The organism is Nitrospirota bacterium (assembly GCA_037386965.1).
Taxonomy (GTDB): domain Bacteria; phylum Nitrospirota; class Thermodesulfovibrionia; order Thermodesulfovibrionales; family JdFR-86; genus JARRLN01.
In genome coordinates this window covers 1-21,157 of sequence record JARRLN010000052.1, presented here as the reverse complement: position 1 = coordinate 21,157, position 21,157 = coordinate 1, and the positions used below count along the sequence as shown (strand labels likewise).

Below are 21,157 nucleotides of genomic sequence, written 5' to 3'. Positions count from 1 at the left end.
GCCACCTCCAGGGTCTGTCCCGCTATCCCGGGCGCACGGTTTTCCTTCCCTAAAATTACAATTTCACGTTGACCTAAAGCAAAAAGGAATTCTACATTATTGCATGACGAGCTGTTCGGGCGAATCCGTATAAATCCTTAAACCATTTTAGGAGGGGAAAATGGAAAAGGAAGGTTCGGGAACCGGAACATTGACCGGCGAGGCTCTGGAAGTCGAGGACGTGCTGTCGGGGGCGGAGCCCTGGGAGCCCGTCGAGACGAAGCTGGTCGTATGGTCTTTGGTGGCCGCGGTAATCGCCCTTGTCGTCGGCCTGTTCGTCGTACCAACCTCAATATTTCATTAGGCCTGTGCCCTTTGCTGCTGGAGTGCACGATAAGGCATGACGGGGCAAACTGGGTCGTGGAGCACGGCACCAACAGCATCTCGGCTCCCACGCTTGAAGAGCTTGACCGCGGGATGGAGCGGTATCTCAAAGAGGAGGGGCTCCTCAAGGCGGGAGAGAAGGCCCAGGTCTTCATGGCCTTCGACAACTCCACGATACCCCAGTGGATACGCCAGTATTCCCAGCACTACTTCAACAGAATCGTTGAAGTCAAGGGGTAAAAGGGGAGGTTACGTATGGCAGAGCCTAATCGCAAATGGTATACCGGGATGACGACCCAGGAAGACTGGTGGGCCGTCTGGCTCGGTGTCGGGTTTTTCTTTCTGGCCATGGTGAACATATTCGGACTGGACCTGGTGGGCTGGATGACGTACCCGACCAAATGGGTCTTCAGTCCCCCAGAGGGCGGCAAGGGCGCCATCGGCGGAGCGTTTTACGCCCTCGGAAAGAAATACAGCGCCACGTCCAAGGGATTCTACTCGGGCCTCGGGTGGTGGAGCGTAGTGTGGTCCTACGTGATTTTCGGTGCGGCCGCGTGCATTGGCGCGGCGTTCATGCGCTGGAACCTCAAGAAGTTTCTTGCCGGGTGGACCATCATCTACTTCCTTACCATCGCGACCTGGTTCATCGGCCATCACGGGTTCATCGCGGCAAGCAAGCTGGACATGGAGAAGTACGGGCTCGGTTTTGCGCTCTCGCTGGGCGGCGGGGGCTCGTTCATTCTCGCGCTCATCGTAGGGCTCGTCATCGGCAACTTTTTCAGGGGGTTCGCGGGCTACCTCAGCGAGGCCGCAAAACCGGAATGGTACATTAAAACGGCCATCGTCACCCTCGGGGTGAAGCTGGGATACCTCCCGATAAAGCTCTCGGGCATGTCCCAGCAACTCGGGGAGCAGGCCACCACACTGACCTTCGACCTTTTCGTCGCCGGGGCCGCGGCGACGATAGTCGCTTACCTTATCTTCTGGCCCGGCGTCTATGTCATATCGAGGAAGATATTCAAGTTGCCCAGAAAGACCGCCGCGGTCCTTGGCTCGGGCATCTCCATCTGCGGCGTCTCCGCAGCGGTGGCCACGGGCGGCGCGGTGAGGGCCAAGCCGGTGGTCTCCATCATGGTCTCCGCCCTGGTCGTCATATGGGCCGTCATCGAGCTCGTTGTCCTGCCCGGATTCTTCACGCACGTCTGGCCGACAACGAAAGACCCTCTTGTCGCCGGAGCCGCCATGGGCATGTCGGTCAAGACCGACGGGGCCGACGCGGCGGCCGGCGAGCTCATGGACTCCTTCATGCGCAACAAGGTGGAAGTGGAAACCGCAGGAGCCACCGTGTGGCCGGAGGGCATCGTCACCTCGAGCGCGGTCATGACCAAGGTGTGGATCGACATGTTCATAGGCCTGTGGGCCTTCATCCTGGCGTTGGTCTGGGTGTACCGGATAGACCGAAGACCGGGGGAACGGGTGCCCGGCTCCGAGGTCTGGCACCGTTTCCCCAAGTTTGTGCTCGGGTACTTCTTCTGCTGGTTGTTCCTGCTCGCCCTCTATTTCGGCCCCGGCCAGACCGGAGCTCCGGAGGCGGCGCCATTCCTGAAATCCGTGAAGGCGGGAGCGGTGCCGGTCGAGAAGGGCATGCGGAAGCTCTTCTTCATGCTCACCTTCATGAGCCTCGGCATCATCACCGACTTCAAGAAGCTCAAGGAGGCCCAGTTCGGCAAGATGATCTGGGTGTACTTCATCGCCCTGTTCCTCTTCATCATTCCGGTGGCCATACTCATCGCCTACCTGTTCCACCACGGCATGAAGATACCCAACATCGCTGGTTTCTAGTAAGAAATAAGCCAAAAGGCCCCGGCCCTCAGAGGGCCGGGGCCTTCCTCCGGAGGCGATAATGGCAGAAGAGAAGAAACCGGAGATAACGGAATCGACGGCAACGCAGTTCGTTCTCCTGAAGGACGCGGCCGGGAAGCAGTACGTCTGCAAACTCTCGGATGTAAAGGACGCTTCGAAGCTTACCGAGGAAGAGAAAAAGCGTTGTTACGAAAACGTAGAAGATGCGCTAAAGAAGGCGGAGGGCCTTTAAACCAAAGTTCGGCGCTGCCCGGGGACGGAGGGGGCATACTTCGCCCCCTCCTTGTCCGGACTTCCATGTAGCGGGGCGCGGAGTTGGCGTTTACCGTTGAGGTCCTGATCTACCTGGTCACGGGCATCGTGATAATCGCCCTCTATGTCTCAAGGAGGAGAGTCCTTAGCGCCCTCCGTGAAGAGGCGGTTCCCGCACTCGACAAGGCAGGCTTCCTCGCACTGAGGAGCCTTCTTGCCACATCGTACGAAAGGGCGCTCTATCTCGGCGTCTCCTTCTTGTTTCTTGCCTATGCCTCGGCGAGGCAGAGTGGGATAAAAATGTTCGCGGTCCTTCTTGTTCTCGGCCTCTTCGTATATAACATCCCTCCCAGAAACAAGATAATGAAGCTCCTTACGTCTTCCGGGGTGGACCCGAAGTCGCTCAAAGAAAGAGGCGTAAGGCTTTAACGGCACGGAATTCGTCCAGCGAAAGCCGTGGGCACAATGTGCGCCCCGTGTCGCCCTCCGCTCGGGGCGATGACGCCTGAGGCAGGGGAATCGCCTTATAAGATGCTGTTTTATAAGCACATCTAGCCACAGACCCGCAACATATCGGTTATAATTTCTCCATGAAGCCTTCATTCCACCACCGACTGGTCAACGGCCCCTTCGAGGACCCCTGCCTTTACGTCCGGTTTCTCCGGGAGAGAAGGGCCTTTCTCTTCGACGCCGGAAACCTGGGCAGGCTCGGCCAGGCCGACCTCCTCAAGCTCTCCGACGTGTTCATAAGCCATACGCACATAGACCACTTCATCGGGTTCGACACCGTGCTCAGGGCCCTCTTGAGGAGAGAGGCGCCCTTGCGGGTCTTCGGTCCCCGCAATCTCATCGAGTGCGTGGAGGGGAAGCTGAGGGGCTACACCTGGAACCTGGTGGAGCAGTATCCGCTGGTCATCGAGGCCTTCGCCATCGAGGACGGCTCCGTCCGGGCGTCCCGCTTCTCGGCCCGGGCCCGCTTCCGCAGGGAAGACCGGGGAGAGCGTCCCTTCGACGGCTCTCTCCTCAGGGAGGAGAGTTTCCGGGTACGGGCCGCCGTCCTTGAGCACGACACAGACAGCGTGGCATATGCCCTCGAGGAAGACATCCACATAAACATCGACAAGGCCGCCCTCGAGGAGATGGGTCTTCCCGTGGGCCCCTGGCTCAGCGAGCTGAAGGCGCTCATCCGTCGAGGGGCCGGCGATGACACGAAGCTGGAGGTAGCGGGACGGCCCTGGAGGCTTGCGGATCTTCGCCGGGCCGTCCTCATCACCGAGGGGCAGAAAATCTCCTTTGCCACCGATGCCTCCCCCACGGGGGACAACCTGGCTAGAATAGAGTCCTTGGTGGCGGGCTCCCACGTCCTTTACTGCGAGGCCTACTTCCTCGATGAGGACCGCGGCCGCGCCAGGGAGAGGCATCACCTGACGGCGGCCATGGCGGGGAGGCTGGCCCGGGAGGCGGGGGTGAAGACACTGGTGCCCATCCACTTCTCCCCCAAGTACCGGAACGCCCCTCGCCTGCCCAGGGACGAGGCCCTGGAGGCCTTCGCCGGGGGGCGCTGAGGCTCCGTGCGAGGTTTCCTTTGACAAAGAAGGCGGGGATAATGATATAATATTTAACCTATTGAAATTAAATGCTTTATTTGGAGAGGTGTCCGAGCGGCTGAAGGAGCGCGACTGGAAATCGCGTGTGGAGTTTATAGCTTCACCGAGGGTTCAAATCCCTCCCTCTCCGCCATCTTTACGAAAGACCGGGCACGCCTGGTTGCCCCTTGCAGTCAGGCAGCGGCCCTGCGCAACGGATGGATATGAACCCCGCCAGGTCCGGAAGGAAGCAACGGTAAGTATCCTCTCCGTGTGCCGCAGCAAGCCGCTGCCTGGCTGCAGGGCGCAACTGGCGCCTGTTGCGGGACGGCCAAGGGCATGAGCTACCTCGTACTGGCAAGAAAGTGGAGGCCCCAGGGCTTCGACCAGCTCATCGGGCAGACGCCCATTGTGCGAATTCTCAAGAACTCCATCTCCCAGGGGAAGACCGCCCACGCCTATGTCTTCTCGGGCCCCCGGGGAGTGGGCAAGACCTCCACGGCCCGCATCCTGGCCAAGTCCCTCAACTGTGAGGAGGGTCCCACGCCCTCCCCCTGCGGCCGCTGCCCCTCCTGCCGGGCCATCGCCGAGGGTCATTCGGTGGACGTTCTCGAGATAGACGGCGCCTCCAACAACAGCGTGGAGAACATCCGCGACCTCCGCGACAGGGTGAAGTACGCGCCCTCGGGGGGCCGCTACAAGATATATATCATCGACGAGACCCACATGCTCTCAAACGCGGCCTTCAACGCCCTGCTGAAAACACTGGAGGAGCCGCCCCCGCACGTCATCTTCGTCCTGGCCACCACCGAGCCCAAGAAAATCCCCCTCACCGTCATGTCCCGCTGCCAGCACCTGCCCTTTCGGCGGGTCTCCACCCAGGCCATCAAGGAGCGGCTGGGCGAGATAGCGGCCGCCGAGGGCATCAGCATCACCGAGGGGGCGCTGGGCATGGTCGCCCGGGCCGCCGACGGCAGCATCCGGGACTCCCTGACCATCCTGGACCAGGTGACGGCCTTCTCCTCCGAGGTCCGGGAGTCCGACATCAAGAGCCTCCTGGACCTGGCCGACTTCCCCCTCCTTACCGAGGTCGCCCGGGCCGCAATCGGCGGCGACAAGGGCAAGACCCTCATGCTGGTGGCCACGCTGGTGGAGCGGGGAACGGACCTCCGCGTCTTCGCCAGGGACCTGACCAAGTTCTTCCGCGACCTCCTGGTGGCCGCCACGGTGAAGGAGGCGGAAGAGGCCCGGGACACCCTGGACCTGAGCGATGAGGAGCTTCAGGCCATGAAGTCCCTGGTCTCCCGCACCAGCCCCGAGCACCTGGCCCTCATTCTCTCGGAGCTCATCCGCGCGGAGGCGGACGTCAGGATGTCCTTCTCCCCCCGGGTGGCCCTGGAGATTCCGTAAACGAGGCCCTGGCCGCCCTCTCCCGCATGGAGGAGAACGTGGGCGGGGACGTCCCGCTCGATGCTGCCTCCCCTGCCCAAGAGGCCCCTGCTCCTTCTCCGGCAAGCCCCGGAGAAGAGCCGGAGCCCGAAACCCCGACGGCAGAGGACGAGCACCCGCTCCCGGAGGCTCCAGAGCCTTTCCCGGAGGCTCCAGAGCCCTTCCCGGAGACTCCAGAGCCCCCTCCGGAACCCTTCCCGGAAGAATACGGCGAGCCCCTGCTCGCGGAAGATGAGCCCCCGGAGGACAGGGAAAGCGAAGAGCCCCCCGCGGGTCCGGACGTTCTTACTTACACCGGGGAGAGCCTCCGGGAGGCCATCGCCTCCAGGCTGGAGGACCGCCTTTCGAGCAGACTCTCCGTGGCCCAGGCCCGCCTTGAGGGGGACACCCTGGTGCTTACCTTCAGAAGCTCCGACGCCGCCATATGTGCGAGCCCCTTTGAGGAAAACCCCTCGGTCCTTGCGGAGCACGCCACCCGCCTCCGGGGCATTCCCACGAAGGTCGCCATAGAAGTCAAGCCGGAGCGGGCCCGGTCGCGCGTGAAGGACCTCAAGAAGAAGGCCCTAGCCGAGCCCCTGGTCAAGGAGGCCCTGGACCTCTTCGAGGGCAGGGTCGTCAACGTCAAGGAAATCGACGAAGAACAATAGGATATCCCCAGGGAGGAGAAAATGTCGAAGAAAATGATCGGAAATATCATGCGGGAGGCCCAGCGGATGCAGCAGGAGATGGCCCGCATGCAGGAAGAAGCCAAGAAGAAGACGGTGGAGGCAACCTCCGGCGGAGGCATGGTCACGGCGGTGGCCAACGGGGCCGGTGAGCTGGTCTCCATAAAAATCGAAAAGGACGTGGTGGACCCCGAGGACGTGGAAATGCTCCAGGACCTCATCCTCGCCGCCGCCAATGAGGCCCTGAGGCGGGCCCAGGAGCTGGTGAACGAGGAAATGTCCAAGTTCACCGGCGGGCTCCAACTCCCCGGCCTGGGCGGCCTGGGAGACCTCCTGGGAGGCAAGTAGCCCGTCCATGACCGAAGGCGTACTGGAGAACCTGACAGCCCAGTTCGCGAAACTTCCCGGCATCGGCCGGAAGACCGCCCAGAAGCTGGCCTACTTCGTCCTGGCCATGCCCGATGCGGAGGCCCGGGCCATCGCGGAGGCCATCGTCATGGTCAAGGACAAGTCCCGCTTCTGCAGCCGGTGCTTCAATATCGCCGAGGATGACCTCTGCCCCTTCTGCGCCAACCCCCGGCGCGACCCCACAAGGCTCTGCGTGGTGGAGGAGCCCAGCGCCATCCCCGTCATCGAACGGGCAGGCGCCTTCCGGGGGCTCTATCATGTGCTCCTCGGGGCCCTCTCTCCCCTGGACGGGGTGGACGCCGAGCGGCTCAAGATACCCGAGCTCATCGCCCGCGTACGGGAGGGCGGCGTCGAGGAGGTCATCATAGCCACCAACCCTAACACCCGGGGGGAGATGACCGCGCAGTACATCCGCGAAGCCCTGGCCGCCCACCCCGTTACGGTCACCCGCATAGCCTACGGCCTTCCCATGGGCGGGGATATCGAGTTCGCCGACGAGGTGACCATGAGAAAGTCCCTCGAAGGCCGCCGCCGCCTCTAAGGGGGTCCAGACCTATTTAGTCCAGCCCCTTTTCCCTTTTGCGTTTCATCGAAAACGCCCAAACCGGCGTTTTCTCCCTTGCATAACCGCACGTGCCGCCAGTCGCTCCCTTGCATCGGCAGCCCGGCCTCCGACCCCACACATTCCGCCGAACATACCATGCCTTCCGGGAACTTTCCGCCGGAGCCCTTTCGGGACTCGCTCTTCAGAGGGGTTCCCGGCTCGTGGAGTTTACAGGCCCAGGGAACGCGGAACTCCACTGAACAGTCAAGATGTGAGCAGAGCGATGTAGTATAATATCTCCAACACATAGTCCCGATATATAGCCCATATTTCAGACCCCACAATGAAAACATACTACAAAGTAATCGGCATAGTCGTGGTTTTCATCGTAGCCTTTTGGCTATTTGGTGCGCTGCTGGATTTCACGTATTTTAATACCGAATCGTTCAAGGCCAGTCCGCTTTTCAATAAAGAAGAATACGCTTTCCGCCTTCTTTTTTCCGCCTGTTTTCTTGCCTTCGGTTTCATCATAGCCAGGATACTGAACAAACAACAAATCGCAGAGAAAAAATATCGGACCCTGTTTGAGTCGGCCACGGACGCTATTTTCATCGTGGACATCGACGGGAATTTCCTAGACGTCAACAGAACCGCGTACGAACGCCTCGGCTACACCAAGGAGGAACTGCTTTCAACGCACATATCCAAGCTCGACCCCCCGGAGTTCTCCACCCGGGTGCCAGAGCGCTTTGCCCGGATAAAAGAACGAGGCGTGGCGGTGTTCGAATCGGCCCACCTGCGAAAGGACGGGACCGTGATGCCCGTGGAAGTGAATGCCAGGCTGCTGGATTATGAGGGCAGAAAAGTGTTCTTCAGCGTTGTCAGGGACATATCGGAGCGCAGGAAGGCAGAGGAAATGCTCAGAGACAGCGAGCAACGTTTCCGGGCGGCTTTCGAGAACGCGGCAATCGGAGCTTCCATGGCCGACCTCAAGGGGCGATTTATCAAGATCAATCGTTTCCTGTGCAATATGCTCGGCTACACCGAGGAGGAAATGCTGTCGAAAACATTTTCCGAGGTCACGCACCCGGACGACGTGCAGATAGGGCTGGATGCCATGAAGACAATGGTTTCGGAAGATGTCGAATACACGTCGTTCGAGAAACGCTACATCAGAAAGGACGGGCAGGTGATACATCTGATAATAAGCCCGGCAATTATTCGTGACGATGATAGAAAGCCTCTTTATTTCGTATCCCTGTTTCAGGACATCACCCAGAGGAAGAAGGCCGAGGAAAAGGTTACGTCCTCCCTGAAGGAAAAGGAGATACTCCTCAGGGAGGTTCACCACCGCGTCAAGAACAACATGGCGATAATATCGGCCCTGCTCCAGTTGCAGTCGCAATACTTCAAGAACGAGGAATTCACTAGGGTATTCAAGGACAGCCAGAACCGCATTAAATCCATGGCCCTGGTCCACGAGAAACTGTACAGCACGCAGGACTTCGCACACATCGGTTTCGGCGATTACGTGGAAGACCTGGCCAGGCACCTGTTTCAGGCCTATGGAAAAGAGGTGCGCCTGATCCTTCATGCCGACGACATTTCCCTGAATATCGATATGATGGTCTCTTGTGGGCTGATCATTAACGAACTTATCACCAATTCCCTGAAGCACGCGTTCGAGGATACCGGTGCTCCCGAGATCGACATATCGCTGAGCATCGACGACGGTCGGGCCGTGCTGGTGTACGCCGACAACGGTACGGGGCTGCCGGAGCACATCGATTTCCACAACAGCGACACCCTGGGCCTTCAGATCATTAACATGCTGACGTATCAGCTGAAGGGTTCAATCGAAGTGAACGCGTCGGCGGGAACGACGTTCACCATTGCCTTCGAACTGCCCCGGCACCGGAAAGCATCATGAATCCCCCGAAAATATTGATAGTAGAGGACGCGATGATAGTGGCTCGAGCCATGAAGCTGTCACTGGAGGAGGCCGGCTATAGCGCGGCCATTGCTCTTGAAGGGGAAGATGCAATCATGAAAGCCGAAAAGGAAAAACCCGATATCGTGTTGATGGACATTACCCTGGGGGGAGAGATTGACGGCATAGAGGCAGCAAGAAGGATAATGGACATTTGTACCGTCCCCGTAATATATTTGACCGGAAATACGGATGCGGCAACCTTTGAGCGCGCAAAGCGGACCCATCCCGCCGGCTTTCTGCTGAAGCCCGTTGATGACCATGAATTAATAGAGCTAATAAAAAAGATTGCCTGACGCAGACAGGATGCCCGAAAAGGGCATACACGGCCCGGCAATGGAAATCAGCATTGTTTCCGGTGACGCTGCCGGAGACGATGTCCTCCTGAAACAATGGTATCGTCCCGGTCAGCCTGTACTCTGAGGAGAAAGGGTCTCTCCGGAATTGCAAGAATTCCTCTCAGCGAAGGGGAATGGTGAGGCTTCTCTTGCTTTCACCAGCCCTCTTAACGAGCGGCAAAGGTCTTGCAGTCGGGATGAGCCTCGTGCTTCCCCACGTGAATACCCTCGGGCGCCGAGCACTCCAGGGCATCGTTGAACGTACAGTCGGCCACCTTGCACGCACCTACCAAGCCCGTCATGTCCACGACCCCGGACTTCCCGGCCTGTTTCATGAAGGTGTGGCAGAGAGGACACGGAGAGCCGGGCTCCACGTTGATGGCCATGGCATGGCAGAGATTCTTGTCGTTGTAGGTGCAGTCGCTCATATCGCAGTCAACCACTTTCGGCATCTGCTTGGGCATGCTCCTCCCTCCCTTCTCTCACCGCGGATTTTCCCCTCGCTGATGCCCCATTGTAGCTCACCGCACATGGCTGTCAAGGAACACCTCCGCACGTGCGGGGGGGCTCCGGCCGAAAAAGGGCACGAGCGTGACAGAAAAAGGACCATATTATCGATTCCGGCCTCTTCCGGCACACCTGCCGCTCTCCGGAGAGGACCAGGCAGACACTCCCCGTCCGGTCTTCAGCGGGGCCTTTACAGCTCCCTGTCCGCGGGCAGGGTGGGACCTATCTTGTTGATGATAACGTCCTTCACCTTGGCGGCGAATTTCTTCGTCACCTGGACGTTCCGGAGGATATGCCCCTGCTCGCTCACGGTGTACTCCGCCTCCAGGTAGTTCGACCGGATGGTGGCCTCGAAGACAACGGCCGGGACCGAAGCCGGTTTCCCCGTCTTCTTGTTTACCCCGTAGACCTTCTTTAAGTACCCCCTGGATACGACCTCCACGTCGGAGACGGGGGCGCTCTCGGGGTTCTGGCCCGCCAGGGCTCTGCCCACCTGGGCCCACTGCGCCCGCTTCAGGTCTTTTTCGCTTACGAGCCGTATGACCTTATCCCCTTCAAACTCCTTCTTGAACTGCTCAAAGACCGCCCCTTCCGTGTGCTCCGCCTTCTTCAGATTGTCGTCAAGCTCCATAGGCATCAGGGCCACACGGATGGGGTCCGTGGGCTTGCGCTTGGGGGCGTTCCTCAGCCGCTCCTGACGCTCCACCTTCTTACGGGCCATCTTCCGGGCCATCTCCTGCCTTTTCATCTCCTGCTTGGCCTTCGGGTCATCCGGGTCGTGAAAGACCGTCTTTCCGTCCTTGTCCACCTCGTAGACCAGCGTCTTCTCGCCGCTCTTCTCCATCCGGTAGACCTTCTTCACCCCTCCCCGCTCAGAGGTGTAATATCCCCCGGCGCACCCGAGGAGAGCCAGGAGGCTCGCGGCCATGCAGAGAAAAACCAATGCTCTCATCACTTTTTTCATGCGTCTCTCTCCTTCCCGGAAAGTCGTTGCCCTCGTGACAAGCAACTTTCCTGCCAGAGGGAAGGCCTTGGCCGGGGGCCCGAAGTCCGCACAGGAAAAAGAAATTGGCCGGACCGCTGCCAGGCGGGGAGCGGAAGAAGTGCCGAAAAAGGACAAGGAAGCCGTCTCTTGACTGTATTTCGCTCGATGAAGGCGAATGCGGCCCGGGCACAGAGGGAAAGCCGGAAGAACGCCACGGCATCGGCGGGACACGCCGTGCGCCGGGGAAAAGCCGGCAGGGCTTACTTCACCACCACCTCGGGAACGACCATCCAGCGGAGCTGCCACCTCCCATTGCCCTTCTCCAGGCAGGCGACCCCTCCCTGCTGAAACTCCACGATCTCAGCCCCGGCATCCCCCGTGAGCAGAACCGAGGCCAGGCGCCCCAGGTGGGGAAGATGCCCGACCAGCATCATGTCCTCGGTCTCCTCAGCCAGACGGTCCTCCCAGATGCCGGGGTCGTCCATGGGGTTCAGGCCATCGGCCTCCCCGGCCTCACCGCCCAGGCGGGCCGCAAGGACCTCGGCGGTCTGTTTCGCCCTGAGCTTTCCGCTGTGGAAGATGCGGCGTATGGTGACCCCGTGGGAGAGGAACTCGGCCATCGCCCTTACATCCTCTTCCCCCTGCTCGGAGAGCGGCCTCCCGGGGTCCTCCTCCTTGGTCTTGGGCTTTCCGTGTTGAACGAGGTACAGTAACATGGCCATCCTCCTTCGGGGTCGGTTCCTCCATGCCGGGCAGGAACATTCACACCGTTTCCCTACAGTCTATCAACACGCTCGCCAAAAGCAATACGGAAGAATCGCAGGCTTTGAAAAGCCGGAGAGGATGCCTCTCCGGCGGTAAAAACCGCGCGTTCCTGCTACAGGGACGGGGGAGCGGCATTCTCCGCCCGTATTCTCTCTCCCCAGGAGCGGGCCTTGGCCAGGATTTCCTCCTGGTCTCCGTGCACGAGCCTTCCTCCCCGCACCAGCACGGAGCCGTCCACCATGACGGTGTCCACGTCCGAGGGCCGCGCGGAGTAGACCAGGTGGGAGCATACGTCATACAGGGGCGTAAGATGCGGCTTGCGGAGGTCAAGGATGATGAGGTCCGCGACCTTTCCCGGCTCCAGCGAGCCCACCTGAGTGAGCCCCAGCGCCTCCGCGCCCCAGCGGGTGGCCATCAGAAGGGCGGTCCGGCATCCAAGGGCCGTGGGGTCCTTGGCCATAGCCTTGTGCAGGCGGGACGCCGTGGAAACTTCCCCCAGGATGCTCAGGTCGTTGTTGCTTGCGGCCCCGTCGGTCCCCAGGGCCACGGTAAGCCCCGCGTGAAGCATCCGGGGCACGGGGGCCACGCCGGAGGCAAGCTTGAGGTTGCTCTCGGGGCAGTGGGCCACGCCCACTCCTTTTCGGACCATAAGCTCTATCTCCCCCTCGCTCACCCAGACGGCGTGGGCGGCAAGGACGTTCCGCCCCAGAAACCCCAGGCCCTCCAGGTACTCAACCGGCCGACGCCCGTGCTTGCTCATCATCTCGGCCACTTCCCACTCCGTCTCCGAGACATGGATGTGCACCAGGACGCCGTGCCTCATGGAGAGGTCGCGCACTTTCTTCAGGGTCTCGGCGCTACAGGCGTAGGCCGAATGGGGCGCCACCGCGGGCGTGACAAGCCCGTCCCCCTTGAGCGCCTCGATGAGGGCCTCGGCCTTTCTCAGGCAGTCGTCCGCACCCGAGGTGGTGCGGGTGGGGAAGTCCACCACCCCCGCTCCGAGGACCGCACGGATGCCCATTCTCCGGGCCACGCGCGCCGCCTCCTCCTCGAAGAAATACATGTCGTGGAAGGTCGTCACCCCGGCCAGGAGCATCTCCAGGGCTGCAAGTTCCACGGCATCCCGGACGAACTCGGGGGAAAGCCAGCGGCCCTCGGCGGGCCAGATGTGCCCTTCCAGCCATTCCCTCAGGGGGAGGTCGTCGGCCATGCCCCGCATGAAGACCATGGCCGCATGGGTGTGCGCGTTGATGAGGCCGGGCATCACGGCCATGCCCTCCCCGCCCAGCACCTCCTCTGTCTCGAAGGCTTTCCTCAGTTCGGAGAAGGAGCCCACCCGGGCTATCTTTCCGTCCTTGACGGCAAGGGCGCCGTCCCGGAGGAGACGCCCCTCGGCGTCCATGGTGAGAAGGTACTCGCCCCGGACCAGGCAGTCGGCGCGCATCAGCCCTTGAACATGGCGACGGCCTCTTCGGGCCTCATCTTCGCAGTCTCGCGGGTCTGCCGGTCCTTTACCTCCACTACCCCTTCCTTGAGGCCGCGCTCCCCGACGACCACGTGCTTCGCAACGCCGATAAGGTCGGCATCCTTGAACTTCACTCCGGCCCTGAGGTCCCGGTCGTCCATGAGGACGTCCACGCCCGCCTGCGCCAGCTCCTCGTACATCGAGCGGGCCACCTCCACGGTCCCGGGGTCGCCCATGTTCAGGGGGATTATCTGCACCTCAAAGGGGGCTATGGCCCAGGGCCAGACGATGCCATCCTTGTCGTGGTTCTGTTCCACCGCAGCCGCGGCGATGCGGGCCGGGCCGATGCCGTAGCTCCCCATGACGATGGGCCTCTCCGCGCCCTCCTCGTCGAGGAAGAAGGCTCTGAGGGGCACAGAGTACTTCGTCCCGAGCTTGAAGATGTTGCCTATCTCGATGCACCGCTCCGTTCTCAACAGCTCCCCGCACTGCGGGCAGCCGTCCCCTCCCTGGGCCACATGGATATCCTCCCACCGGGGCTCGAAGTGCACGCCGGCGCGAAGACCCCTCACGTGATAGTCCTCCCGGTTGGCCCCGCTCATGTAGAGCCCCTCCTTCAGGGAGGGGTCGGCTATCATCGGCACCTTCCGGCCCTGCGGGCCGATGAACCCGGCCTCCACGCCCAGGACGTCCCGCACCTCCTCCCGGTGGGCCGGCCGCACGGGGCTTCGGAGCACCCGTTCAAGCTTTTTTTCATGAAGCTCCTGGTCCCCCCGCACCAGGGCCAATACGGGCCCGCCATCGGCCATGTAAAGAAGGCTCTTTATGAAATGCCGCGGGTCCGCCCGCAGAAAGGTCGACACCTCCTCCACCGTCCTCTTCCCGGGGGTATGGACCTCCTCGTACTCCCAGTCCGCCGCGGGCGTGGCCGGCGGCACGGAGCGGGCAAGCTCCACGTTGGCCGCGTAGCCGCAGGCGTCGCAGAGGGCCACGTCGTCCTCGCCCGCCGGGCTGGGGGCCATGTACTCGTGGGCGGTGGCCCCGCCCATCATCCCCGGGTCGGACTCCACCCGGTGGAACGTAAGGCCGCACCGGGAGAATATCCTCTCATAGGCCACGCTGTGAAGCTGGTAGCTCCGCTCAAGCCCCTCCTCGTCGACGTCGAAGCTGTAGCTGTCCTTCATGACGAACTCCCGGGTGCGGAGTATGCCGCTCTTGGGCCGCGCCTCGTCCCGGAGCTTCGTCTGTATCTGATACCAAACCTGGGGGAGGTCCCGGTAGGAGCGTATCTCCTGCGCGGCCAGCCAGGCCATGATCTCCTCGTGGGTCATTCCCAGACACATGTCCCGCCCGCCCCGGTCCTTCAGGCGGAACATCTCCTCGCCTATCTCCTCCCACCGGCCCGTCTGCTGCCACACCTCGGCGGGATGGAGCACTGGCATGGAGACCTCCTGGCCCCCGATGGCGTCCATCTCCTCCCTGATGATGGCGTTTATCTTCTGCATGACCTTCCAGCCCAGGGGGAGATAGATGTAGAGGCCCGCAGCCAATTGCCTCACGTAGCCCGCCCGGACCAGGAGCCTGTGGCTTGCGGCCTCGGCCTCCGAGGGGTCCTCCCTCAGGGTCGGAACGAAGAGCCTGGAAAGAAGCATGCGCGTTTTCCTCCTGAGCCCTGGAAACACCGGAATAAAGCGCCCTTTCACGAGCGGACGCGGCATCGAAAGCAATAGATAGAATAGACTTTTTCCGCTGCCATTGCAACAGGGCTCAGGCGGCCTGTAAATACGTTCCTGCTGACTCACACGCAGGAGACGTGACGCCGCGAGACCGCCAGACGGACATAAGGCAGAAGCGCTCCACCGCATACCCGGGGAGCGAAATCCCGGCGCCTCGCCCTCATGAAGCGGAGAGGAGGCCCCCTCAGGGGAAAGGTATCTTGTCCTTGAAAGGTATGGGCAGTCCTTTTTCCTTGACCTTTGGTTGCTCCACCGCGCCGGTGTAAAAGGTCTCGCACTTCTCCCTGAAGATGACGTTCTTGGGTATCTTGAGAAGGCCCAGGACGGGCCCCAGGAGCGACTTTATCACGCTTACTTTCTGCACTTCCGGATGGCCGAATGTCCCCCGAATCTCCTGGCTCACCACGGCGCAGCCCTCCTTGTTCAGGACGCCCACCGTCAGGTTCTCGTACCGCTGGTTGACCAGGTCCAACTTCCCCTTCAGGGCCACCCTGTTGCGCTTCGTCCGGAAGGCCACGTCCTTTGCCTCCATGACCCCGTCCCGCACGGTCCAGTCCGAAAGAAGCTTCTCTATGGTCGTCTGCCCCTTCCCCACGGCCTCGGCGTAGAACTTCCCATAATCGAAGGCCTTGCTCAAGGCCACCCCCAGGGGGCCGACGCCGGGAATGAAAACGGCCCCTATGTCGATAAGGTTGAACGTCTGGGTCTCCTCGAAACTCTCGATGAGCTTGTCCAGGTCCATGTTGGTCATGACGAGGTCCTGCGACGACACGGAAACCTCTCCCGTGAGGGTCTTCAGCATTTCATGGAGGCCGCTGCCCCGCATGGTGAGGTCGGCCCTGACATGCATCGCGCCCTTCATCACCTTCGCGTCCGAAACGTAGCTGACCAGCCGCTCGCTGGATAACTCGGGAACACTGTAGCGCACGGTGATGACGGGAGGTGTGGCATCCAGCGCGGCCTTTACCGTGCCTCGCGCCCGCGAGCCAAAGAGCTCCATCGTCATGGGGTCAAGCATCACGACCCCGCCCGTGGCGTTCATGGATACCGCGAGGTCCGTCACCTCAAGCCTCCTGGACTTTATCTCATCGCAGGACATCCTGCCCGTAAAAGAGATGTTTCTGAGGCCCCGGGGCTCGCCCTCGCCGGAGGATATGCCGCCTACGGCGACGTTCAGGCCGCTGACCGTGGCCCGTTCCCCGGATTTCCTGTCCAGGTAGGTTATGCTGCCGTTTTTGATGAAAAACCTCTCCAGGGCGGGCGGCAGGCGGAACCCCCCGCCCTCCTTCCTGGGCTTCTTTGCAAACTTCGCGATGTTGAGCTTCCCCGTCTCCTCCCGTGTGACGGTCACCCAGGGGTTGACCAGGGCTATCTCCGTCACCCGGACTTCGCGCTCGAGGAGGGGCAGGATTTCCACTCCCACCTTTACGGCCCCGACCGAGGCGATGTCGGTCGCGCTGTTTTTGATGTGCACATCCCTGAGTGCCACCGCCACGCCCGGCAGAAGGTCCACGCCGATGCTGCCAATCCGGACCTTCGTCCCCAGCGCCTCCGCGGCCAGCGCCTCCACGCGCGGCCTGAAAGACTCCAGGCGGGACAGAAGCACCACAACGCCGGCCACGAGAAGGAGCAGAATAACGGCGGCAGCCAGGACGGCCTTCCTGAGCAGGGGGTGTCTCCTTGCGTTTTCCCGGTTGTCCATCATTCCCATTATATCCGAATCCGGAGAAGCCGCCAATCGCGCCGGAAGAGGAAATCACGGCGACCCGGGGGTGTGGTGACAGACCGAAAAAATCATGTATAATAAGGAATTGACTGGAACTTGTCTCAAAATTGATTTCGAAGCGGAAGAGAGAATAAATGGCGGCAGACAAGGAGGGAAGGGGAAATCGCCCGGAGGCGCAGCAGCGCTGCGTTGAGGACGATTTTCCTTTTACGACGCCGTATGCCCCCATTTAGGCCGCTTTCGGCCGGAAGCAATTTTAAGACAGGTTCTAGGCTTATTCGTTTGTCTGCTTGCACATACTCAGCAAAACAATCCGACGAAGGAGGACTTTATGGCCGAAGGCATCATAGAAGTGACCACGAAGGACTGGGACAAGGAAGTTCTCGGTTCCGACGGCCTCGTGATGGTGGATTTCTGGGCCGTGTGGTGCGGCCCCTGCCGCATGATAGCCCCCACCGTGGAGGAGCTTTCCAAGGAGTACACGGGCAAGCTCAAGGTGGTCAAGCTCAACACGGACGAGAACCCCGACATCGCCAGCAGGTATAAAATCATGGGCATCCCCACAATCATGTTCTTCAAGGGCGGGGAGAAGCTCGACCAGGTCGTGGGCGCCGTGCCCAAGCCTCAGTTGAAGTCCAAGATAGACTCCTTTCTGTCGGAGTAAGCATATTGATGAGAGGAATTGCGAGAACCCTGTGTTTCCTGCTTGTGCTGATGGCCCTCCTCGTCACGGGCTGCGAGAGCAAGTCCGGGGGCAAGAAAGGCGAAGCAACCGGGACGGCCTTTGCCCTGAAAGACCTGAAGGGCAACACGGTGAGGCTTTCGGACCTGAAGGGCAAGGTCGTGATGGTGGAGTTCTGGGCCACGTGGTGCCCGCCCTGCAGGATGGCCGTCCCCGAACTGGAGGACATCTACGCCCGGTACAAGGACAGGGGATTTGCCCTTGTCGCCATATCCATGGACACTAGCGAGGAGAGAGTGGCGGAGTTCGTCAAGGAGGAAGGCATAAACTACACCGTCGTCATGGACGACGGAGACGTCAGCTCCCGCTACGGCGTCATCAGCATCCCCGTGGCGTTCATCCTGGATAAGGAGGGCAACATCGTGTCCAAGCACATGGGGTTCGTCCCGGGGCTCGGGGAAGAGTTCGCCAAAGACATCGAGGAGCTTCTGTAAATGTTCGAATCACTGGGCGATAAGCTGGAAGCCGTATTCAAGAAACTGAAGGGCAAGGGGCTCCTCACCGAAGAGGACGTGGACGTCGCCCTCAAGGAAGTGCGCGTCGCCCTCCTGGAGGCCGACGTCAACTTCCGCGTGGTCAAGGATTTCGTGAAGAATATCCGCCAGCGCGCCGTGGGCAAGGAGGTTCTGGAAAGCCTCACGCCGGGGCAGCAGGTGGTCAAGGTGGTCCACGAGGAGCTGGTGAACCTCCTCGGAGGGGAGTCGTCCAAGGTATACATGGCCCCCAACCCGCCCACCGTGCTCATGCTGGTGGGCCTGCAGGGCTCGGGCAAGACCACCACGGCGGCCAAGCTCGGAAGCGTCTTCAAGAAGGAGGGCCGCCGTCCCCTTCTCGTGGCGGCGGACCTTCAGCGCCCCGCCGCCGTGGACCAGCTCGTCACCCTGGGCGAGCAGACCGGCATTCCCGTCTTCCGGGCCGGCGGGGGAGAGAAAAACCCGATAGCCGTCTGTGCCGAGGCGGTCAAACAGGCCAGGCTGGACGGCCGGGACGTGGTCATCCTGGACACCGCCGGCCGCCTGCACGTGGACGAGGCCCTCATGGGCCAGCTCCGGAGCATCAGGGAAAAGGTCTCCCCCCGGGAAACCCTCTTCGTGGCCGATGCCATGACCGGCCAGGACGCCGTAAACAGCGCCAAGACCTTCAACGAGAACCTGGGGGTCGACGGGGTCATCCTCACCAAGATGGACGGCGACGCCCGGGGTGGAGCGGCGCTCTCCATACGGTCCATCACGGGAAAGCCCATCAAGTACATCGGCACCGGCGAGAAGCTCGACATGCTGGAGCAGTTCCATCCCGACCGGGTGGCCAACCGCATCCTCGGGATGGGGGATGTCCTTTCCCTCATCGAGCGCGCGGAGCAGGCCTACGAGGCCGAGGAGGCGCGGAAGCTCCAGGAGCGGCTGCTCAGCAACTCCTTCAGCTTCGAAGACCTGAGGGACCAGCTCGGAAAGCTCCGGTCCATGGGCCCCCTGGAGAACATCCTGGGCATGATACCCGGCATGGGCAAGAAGCTCAAGGGCGTGCAGGTGGACGAGCAGCAGTTCGTCAAGGTGGAGGCCATCATCAACTCCATGACACCGGCTGAGCGGCAAAACGCCGCCGTCCTCAACGGGAGCCGCCGCCGCCGCATAGCCCAGGGCAGCGGCACCACCGTCAACGACGTCAACCGCCTCATCAAGCAGCATAAAGAGATGCGCAAGATGATGAAGATGCTCAAGAAGGGCAAGATGCCCCGCCTCCCCGTGCCCTTCTGAGGGAATAGTACCGGGTTTCAGCGTTTCATACTGCGGGGACTTTTTACAGCTGCACACCGAATGCCATTTTGATACAAGGGCTAAGGGAATGGGCGCAGGAAGTCGGTAAATTTATAGCCTTGGAAGATTACTATGAAAGTATAACGTTTCTTGACGATTCAAGCGGTGTCATTAGAAGGTCGAAGGATTTAGACTTGTCTAGTAGGCCCTGATCCAAAAAGTTAAGGGGAAGTGGCTTTGTGGGGGCCTTTCTTTTTGCGCTAGCCCAGGGTAGCGGTCCATTCTCTCCGGCGGTCAGAAAAATACCGGGGCGCAAGCATCGAGCGCGCGTTTACATTTGAAATATTTTAGAGGGGAGTCCCCCCTTAGCGGGCATGATTCCCGGGAGCCGTCAGAATCAGACCGTTAGGTTGCCTTATTGCGTAATCTCTCTTAGCTTCTGCTCGCTAATTTGCCTCCTGCCGTGAACTTCCTCGGTGTAAGGGATGTCGTCTTCATCGAAACCAAACCAATGATAGATTCGTTTCACCAAGTCAAAAGCGACTTCCGCAGGTTCCCAGTCACCACTCGTGCTTGCTTCTTCCAGAACCTTCGAGTCGGGTGCAACATTAGCATCAAACATATATCCCCCCATTGCTCCTGGATATAAAACTACAGGAGGTTCCGTAGGCATATTTCTCAACTCAATCGTGAATATTGTGCTTGCTGGCGTAGGCGTCAAATACGGCTGTAATACTTTGTACAGATTAACAAAAAGGTATGCCGACTCTATGAGAGCAATCTGGTTGATTCGCAAATAGCTTTGCGGGTTGTAGCTACCCCAGGACAAGAAATCCCTGTCCGCCGGTGCAATAAAAATCAAGGTACCATCTATCCATAACTCAAGGTCACGACCCTCTGTGACTGCTCTCCGCAGTCTTCCCTCTACAATCTGTGGATGGACGCCAACGGTGATATCGAAACCGCCATACCTAATCTCTGGCGGTCGCTCTAGCAATTGAGTTATCGGAGAGCTTCTGGATTCAAAAAGTCCACTAACTGCAACAGCTGCGGTTGGCACGGCAGTTAGAACGTAAGCCGGCCTAGACTCTAATCTCGCTGCTGAAATAGCAGCTTCGACCCGCTCTCTTGTTATTTCGGAAGAATCGGAAGTATCTTCTATGCTCAGGTCAACGGACTGCTTAATGATTCTTTCTTCCGAAGCTCCTAAATTAGCACTCAAAGTGTCATAGTGCAAACCATCTCTGAGTAATCTATGTATTTCCTCCACGGAGGTCGGGTCAGTGTTATCACGCACTCTCTCAAAATACCCAAAAACTACGGCATTCATCCGCGCAGTTTCTTCAACAAATCGGTTCACTAAAAAAGGCCGTCTACTTCCCGGTTGGAGCGGGATATGTATCGCGATTATCCCACGTGTCGGTTCTTCGACACTGGCATACCATTCGATTTCAATCCTGTACAAAGAAGGATATATCCAGCTCTTTAAAACATCAAAATACTGCTCGATGTCTACTAATGATTCTGAAAAAGACCGTATTCTAAATATTTCTTCGCCTCGATGCATATCATTTATTTTCGTCTCAGCACCCAGAAGGACTATGCCCCCATTTGCATTCGCAAATCCAGAGATATCCTTAGCAAATTCTTGCTTGTCGTTACGGTTGGCCAGTATATAAGGAGCCCCCTTGCACTCAAACCAGTCATTCTCGACTGTTCCTACAAGGTTTTCAAAGTGACCACTCTGCACGATTGAAAGAACTTCCTTCAAAGAGGTGGCGGGCATTTTTTATCCAAAGTTATTGAACGACCATTGAACGAAATTTCTCTTGCAACCTAAGCTGAGAAGTGGGTAGCAGCGCCCTGCCCTCCTCTCTCCCCTATCCTTCCGAGAAAACCCTGTAACCCATTGATTTTCCAGTGCCGGAGGCCGGACTCGAACCGGCACAGGCCCGGAAGCCCGAGGGATTTTAAGTCCCTTGCGTCTACCCGTTCCGCCACTCCGGCAACGCATTACCT

Annotated in this window: 22 protein-coding genes, 2 tRNA genes and 1 other RNA gene; 17 read left to right on the top strand and 8 right to left on the bottom strand. The window is 60.0% G+C overall.

Annotation, left to right across the window (positions count from 1 at the left end):
• Positions 1-160: 160 nt before the first annotated feature.
• The 14 genes from P8Y39_08660 to P8Y39_08595 all read left to right on the top strand — a co-directional run bounded on the left by P8Y39_08660 (position 161) and on the right by P8Y39_08595 (position 9,416).
• Positions 161-343, top strand: a complete 183-nt coding sequence (locus P8Y39_08660) for a hypothetical protein (GenBank protein ID MEJ2192401.1) — start codon at positions 161-163, stop codon at positions 341-343.
• A gap of 11 nt (positions 344-354) precedes the next feature.
• The gene (locus tag P8Y39_08655; protein MEJ2192400.1) at positions 355-603 is read left to right on the top strand and encodes a DUF5395 family protein; all 249 of its coding nucleotides are present in this window, start codon (positions 355-357) and stop codon (positions 601-603) included.
• Between the two features lie 15 nt (positions 604-618).
• Entirely contained in the window at positions 619-2,205 is a 1,587-nt protein-coding gene (locus tag P8Y39_08650; GenBank protein MEJ2192399.1) for a putative sulfate exporter family transporter, read from the top strand.
• A 61-nt stretch (positions 2,206-2,266) separates the two neighbouring features.
• The gene (locus tag P8Y39_08645) at positions 2,267-2,458 is read left to right on the top strand and encodes a hypothetical protein (protein MEJ2192398.1); all 192 of its coding nucleotides are present in this window, start codon (positions 2,267-2,269) and stop codon (positions 2,456-2,458) included.
• Between the two features lie 83 nt (positions 2,459-2,541).
• On the top strand, positions 2,542-2,907 hold the full coding sequence (locus P8Y39_08640) for a hypothetical protein (GenBank protein MEJ2192397.1): 366 nt from the start codon (positions 2,542-2,544) through the stop codon (positions 2,905-2,907).
• A gap of 161 nt (positions 2,908-3,068) precedes the next feature.
• The gene (locus P8Y39_08635; protein MEJ2192396.1) at positions 3,069-4,043 is read left to right on the top strand and encodes a ribonuclease Z; all 975 of its coding nucleotides are present in this window, start codon (positions 3,069-3,071) and stop codon (positions 4,041-4,043) included.
• Between the two features lie 82 nt (positions 4,044-4,125).
• Positions 4,126-4,218 (top strand) — tRNA-Ser (locus P8Y39_08630).
• Positions 4,219-4,262: 44 nt separating this feature from the next.
• An RNA gene (ffs, locus tag P8Y39_08625) (signal recognition particle sRNA small type) lies at positions 4,263-4,360 on the top strand.
• A 43-nt stretch (positions 4,361-4,403) separates the two neighbouring features.
• Entirely contained in the window at positions 4,404-5,474 is a 1,071-nt protein-coding gene (gene dnaX / locus P8Y39_08620; GenBank protein MEJ2192395.1) for a DNA polymerase III subunit gamma/tau, read from the top strand.
• 38 nt (positions 5,475-5,512) lie between these two features.
• Positions 5,513-6,160, top strand: coding sequence for a hypothetical protein (locus tag P8Y39_08615; protein MEJ2192394.1), 648 nt, complete (start codon positions 5,513-5,515; stop codon positions 6,158-6,160).
• A 21-nt stretch (positions 6,161-6,181) separates the two neighbouring features.
• Positions 6,182-6,526: a YbaB/EbfC family nucleoid-associated protein gene (locus P8Y39_08610; GenBank protein MEJ2192393.1), complete on the top strand. Its 345-nt coding sequence runs from the start codon at positions 6,182-6,184 to the stop codon at positions 6,524-6,526.
• A gap of 7 nt (positions 6,527-6,533) precedes the next feature.
• A complete protein-coding gene (recR, locus tag P8Y39_08605) occupies positions 6,534-7,127 on the top strand; it encodes a recombination mediator RecR (GenBank protein ID MEJ2192392.1) in 594 nt (197 codons plus the stop codon).
• Between the two features lie 346 nt (positions 7,128-7,473).
• Complete coding sequence (locus tag P8Y39_08600) at positions 7,474-9,060, top strand: PAS domain S-box protein (protein ID MEJ2192391.1); 1,587 nt, start codon at positions 7,474-7,476, stop codon at positions 9,058-9,060.
• Positions 9,057-9,416 carry a response regulator gene (locus P8Y39_08595; GenBank protein ID MEJ2192390.1) on the top strand — a complete coding sequence of 120 codons (360 nt, stop codon included), beginning with the start codon at positions 9,057-9,059 and terminating at the stop codon, positions 9,414-9,416. The genes P8Y39_08600 and P8Y39_08595 overlap by 4 nt, the downstream gene beginning before the upstream one ends.
• A 209-nt stretch (positions 9,417-9,625) precedes the next feature.
• On the opposite strand, the gene P8Y39_08590 is transcribed toward P8Y39_08595, so the two are convergent.
• The 6 genes from P8Y39_08590 to P8Y39_08565 form a co-directional block, all read right to left on the bottom strand.
• Positions 9,626-9,922, bottom strand: coding sequence for a DUF1540 domain-containing protein (locus tag P8Y39_08590; protein ID MEJ2192389.1), 297 nt, complete (start codon positions 9,920-9,922; stop codon positions 9,626-9,628).
• Between the two features lie 233 nt (positions 9,923-10,155).
• Positions 10,156-10,929 carry a hypothetical protein gene (locus tag P8Y39_08585; protein ID MEJ2192388.1) on the bottom strand — a complete coding sequence of 258 codons (774 nt, stop codon included), beginning with the start codon at positions 10,927-10,929 and terminating at the stop codon, positions 10,156-10,158.
• 281 nt (positions 10,930-11,210) lie between these two features.
• The gene (gene sixA / locus P8Y39_08580; GenBank protein ID MEJ2192387.1) at positions 11,211-11,666 is read right to left on the bottom strand and encodes a phosphohistidine phosphatase SixA; all 456 of its coding nucleotides are present in this window, start codon (positions 11,664-11,666) and stop codon (positions 11,211-11,213) included.
• 161 nt (positions 11,667-11,827) lie between these two features.
• Entirely contained in the window at positions 11,828-13,159 is a 1,332-nt protein-coding gene (locus P8Y39_08575; GenBank protein MEJ2192386.1) for an amidohydrolase family protein, read from the bottom strand.
• Complete coding sequence (locus P8Y39_08570) at positions 13,159-14,832, bottom strand: proline--tRNA ligase (protein ID MEJ2192385.1); 1,674 nt, start codon at positions 14,830-14,832, stop codon at positions 13,159-13,161. Before P8Y39_08570 ends, P8Y39_08575 begins: the two co-directional genes overlap by 1 nt.
• Before the next feature lie 268 nt (positions 14,833-15,100).
• Positions 15,101-16,621, bottom strand: a complete 1,521-nt coding sequence (locus P8Y39_08565; GenBank protein ID MEJ2192384.1) for an AsmA family protein — start codon at positions 16,619-16,621, stop codon at positions 15,101-15,103.
• Between the two features lie 352 nt (positions 16,622-16,973).
• On the opposite strand from P8Y39_08565, the gene trxA reads away from it, so the two are divergent.
• The 3 genes from trxA to ffh are packed head-to-tail and all read left to right on the top strand — an operon-like array spanning position 16,974 to position 19,138.
• A complete protein-coding gene (gene trxA, locus P8Y39_08560; protein MEJ2192383.1) occupies positions 16,974-17,306 on the top strand; it encodes a thioredoxin in 333 nt (110 codons plus the stop codon).
• An 8-nt stretch (positions 17,307-17,314) separates the two neighbouring features.
• Positions 17,315-17,818: a TlpA disulfide reductase family protein gene (locus tag P8Y39_08555; protein ID MEJ2192382.1), complete on the top strand. Its 504-nt coding sequence runs from the start codon at positions 17,315-17,317 to the stop codon at positions 17,816-17,818.
• Positions 17,819-19,138: a signal recognition particle protein gene (gene ffh, locus P8Y39_08550; protein ID MEJ2192381.1), complete on the top strand. Its 1,320-nt coding sequence runs from the start codon at positions 17,819-17,821 to the stop codon at positions 19,136-19,138.
• A 415-nt stretch (positions 19,139-19,553) separates the two neighbouring features.
• On the opposite strand, the gene P8Y39_08545 is transcribed toward ffh, so the two are convergent.
• Positions 19,554-20,909: a hypothetical protein gene (locus P8Y39_08545; protein ID MEJ2192380.1), complete on the bottom strand. Its 1,356-nt coding sequence runs from the start codon at positions 20,907-20,909 to the stop codon at positions 19,554-19,556.
• 150 nt (positions 20,910-21,059) lie between these two features.
• Positions 21,060-21,145 (bottom strand) — tRNA-Leu (locus P8Y39_08540).
• Between the last annotated feature and the right edge of the window lie 12 nt (positions 21,146-21,157).